The organism is Parazoarcus communis SWub3 = DSM 12120 (genome assembly GCF_003226565.1).
GTDB classification, from domain to species: domain Bacteria; phylum Pseudomonadota; class Gammaproteobacteria; order Burkholderiales; family Rhodocyclaceae; genus Parazoarcus; species Parazoarcus communis.
The window spans coordinates 1-291 of the sequence record NZ_QKOE01000166.1; the positions used below are offsets into that span (position 1 = coordinate 1).

Here is a 291-nt window from a genome sequence, read left to right on the forward strand (position 1 = left end):
GCTGGGCGGCGCACCACGCGGCCAGCGCGGCGAGGTTGTCGCACACGGCCTTGGCCCCGAAGTCCTGGCGGGCGGCCAGCCAGGACAAGCCGCTGGTGTGCTCGAGGTGGAGTCGATGCTTGAGACGGTTGAACGCCTCCTCGATGCGCCAGCGCTGATGGTAGAGTTCGGCAAAGGCCTCGAGGGGGAAACGCTCGGTGTCGCACAACGAAGTCATCAACACGCGCACCTTGCCCTGCGGCGTGATCTGGCGGATCAGGCGCACGCGCGGCGGTGTGCGCGGGCATTCAT

At 68.0% G+C, this 291-nt stretch carries 1 protein-coding gene; it reads right to left on the reverse strand.

Annotated features, from left to right (window positions below):
* The coding region (locus tag DNK49_RS23575; protein ID WP_165843445.1) for a transposase at positions 1 to 291 on the reverse strand (291 nt) is incomplete at both ends.